The sequence below is a fragment of the Pleurocapsa sp. CCALA 161 genome (assembly GCF_003003995.1).
In the GTDB taxonomy this organism is placed as follows: Bacteria; Cyanobacteriota; Cyanobacteriia; order Cyanobacteriales; family Xenococcaceae; genus Waterburya.
The window spans coordinates 1-2,474 of record NZ_PVWF01000242.1 but is presented as its reverse complement, the minus strand read 5'-3'; the positions used below and the strand labels follow the sequence as shown (position 1 = coordinate 2,474).

The following is a 2,474-nucleotide window of genomic DNA, read 5'->3' as shown; positions in this document are numbered from 1 at the left end:
TATCCGTTAAGAAAAAAAGTGCGATCTTATTTAAGTTAAGAGATTTATAAAAGACTCGTTTTAGGCGATCACAAAATATCCCAATCTATTCAACCTAAATAATATAAAATTTGCTCCCGTAGAATCAAAACGCGATCGCTCTTAATTAAAAGCGATCGCCTGATATTTTCAAACAGTTACATGATGCGATAACTATTGTCTAAACAACTAAGATCTAAGAACATGCCAACAAAGCTATAATTTAACCAAATCGAAGATTTTGAAACTAATATGTCAACCCTAGAGTAAATTGACAGCAGTTATATTCGTGATCGTCTGAGATTTTTCCAGTAAATGCCAAGCGTGATCGCATTAACTATCAAAACCAAAAATTAATCTATTCAATTATTTAGCTGTAAATTAGGAACTTGAGAAAAATCTTTATAATTTCGCGTGACTACTATAAATTGCGTAAGATTTGTAAATGGAGATACACAGAGCGATCGCCTGATTTTTATAAAGTAGTTCACAAGAGCGATCGCGAATGAGTTTAATGTTGTATCTCGTGAGGCATTGTCAGGCAACTGGGCAGGAACCTGATGCACCGTTGACTGAAATAGGACAACAGCAAGCGATCACATTAGCTGGTTGGCTCAGTGGTGTGTCGATTGGACGCATTATTTCCAGTCCATTTGTCAGAGCTTATCAATCAATGCGAATGATCAAGTAGTTTACACGAGCCTTATCACAATTGCGGTGCAGCGGATTGAAGGAAGCCAATCTTGCTGAGTTCGACTTTTTAGCGATCGCCATACTAAACTATAAAACCTAATGAAGTTGCTCGACGTATCAGTATTTGGCGTTGGTAAATTAATACCAATTCTCGAAAATAAGGAAAAAAAGTTGAGAAAAGAACCAGGGCTATAATTTTCATCTGTTTTTCCACCAAAAAAAAGCCCCTACAATCAATGTAGTAGGGACTTTTTGAAACCTAAATTAATAAGCGAACAATTACAATTGATTAGTCCAAATCAGGCATAAACAGCGTTGGTTCAGTTTCCCGTTCAATGCCTTTTTCAAATCCACCAGCAGCAGCTCTAGCACGCCCAGCATGCCATAAGTGACCAATGAGGAAAAAGAAAGCCATAATGAACTGGAATGAAGCCAACCACTGGCGAATATTGACAAAGTTAAAGGAGTTTGACTCAGTGATAATACCACCAACAGAGTTGATTGAGGCATTAGGAGCGTGAGTCATATACTCAGCAGCACGACGTAGTTGCCAAGGCTGAATGTCATTTCTGACTTTATCAAGGTCGATACCGTTAGGCCCACGCATAGGTTCTAACCAAGGACCTCGAAAATCCCAAAAACGCATGGTTTCTCCACCAAGAATAATCTCACCAGTAGGAGAACGCATTAGGTATTTACCAAGACCAGTAGGACCTTGAGATGAACCAATATTCGCCCCCATCTGTTGGTCACGAGCTAAGAATGTAAAGGCTTGTGCTTGAGAAGCTTCAGCGTTAGTAGGACCATAGAATTCACTGGGGTAAGCAGTGTTGTTGAACCAAATATAGCAAGCAGCGATGAAGGACATTAAAGACACAGCACCGATACTGTAGGAAAGGTAAGCTTCACCATTCCAAATCAAAGCGCGTCTGGCCCAACCAAAAGGCTTAGTTAAGATATGGAAGATACCGCCAGAAATACAGATCAAACCGATCCAAATATGACCACCGATAATATCTTCCATGTTATCCACCCCAATAATCCAGCCTTCGCCACCAAAAGGAGCAGCAGTTAAATAACCAAAGATCGTGGCAGGATTAAGTGTTGGGTTAGTGATTAAACGAACATCACCACCACCTGGAGCCCAGGTATCGTATACGCCACCAAAGAACATGGCTTTGAAAACTAATAGGAAAGCTCCAAGTCCCAACAGGATAAGGTGGTAACCAATGATGTTAGTCATTTGGTTTTTGTCTTTCCAGTCTTGACTAAAGAAATTGGAATATTCTTCTAGCTTCTCTGGTCCACGGAGTGCGTGATAGATACCACCCAAACCAAGAACAGCAGATGAAATTAGGTGCAAAACACCAACTACGAAGTAGGGGTAAGTATTGATTACTTCACCACCAGGACCTACACCCCAACCTAAAGTTGCCAGGTGAGGAATCAAGATCATGCCCTGCTCGTACATGGGCTTTTCGGGGACATAGTGAGCGACTTCAAAAATAGTCATTGCACCAGTCCAGAATACAATCAGTCCAGCGTGGGCAACGTGTGCGCCCAGTAGCTTACCTGAAAGATTGATTAAACGAGCGTTACCAGCCCACCAGGCAAATCCTGTGGACTCAATATCGCGACCTGCGCCTATGCCAGGATTAGAGAGCGTTACCACGTGGTAGAACCTCCTCTGGGAATTCAAAGTTTTGATGTGGTTGGTCTTGAGTTGCCATCCATGCCCTCAGACCTTCATTGAGCAAGATGTT

General features: G+C 41.5%; 2 protein-coding genes and 1 pseudogene. 1 reads left to right on the top strand and 2 read right to left on the bottom strand.

Features of this window, described 5'->3' with window-relative positions:
* The first annotated feature begins 523 nt into the window (after positions 1–523).
* Positions 524–709 (top strand): histidine phosphatase family protein, encoded by a 186-nt coding sequence (locus C7B62_RS25215; protein WP_106244281.1) that lies wholly within the window; start codon positions 524–526, stop codon positions 707–709.
* Positions 710–1,000: 291 nt separating this feature from the next.
* On the opposite strand, the gene psbC is transcribed toward C7B62_RS25215, so the two are convergent.
* Positions 1,001–2,383, bottom strand: coding sequence for a photosystem II reaction center protein CP43 (gene psbC / locus C7B62_RS25210; RefSeq protein ID WP_106244278.1), 1,383 nt, complete (start codon positions 2,381–2,383; stop codon positions 1,001–1,003).
* Positions 2,367–2,474, bottom strand: a pseudogene (locus tag C7B62_RS27325) (photosystem II protein D2); the annotation flags it as partial. The pseudogene C7B62_RS27325 and the gene psbC, both read right to left, overlap by 17 nt.

Coding starts and splice junctions, on each gene's coding strand:
- C7B62_RS25215 (WP_106244281.1), top strand. CDS start 524: ATGAGTTTAATGTTGTATCTCGTGAGGCATTGTCAGGCAACTGGGCAG.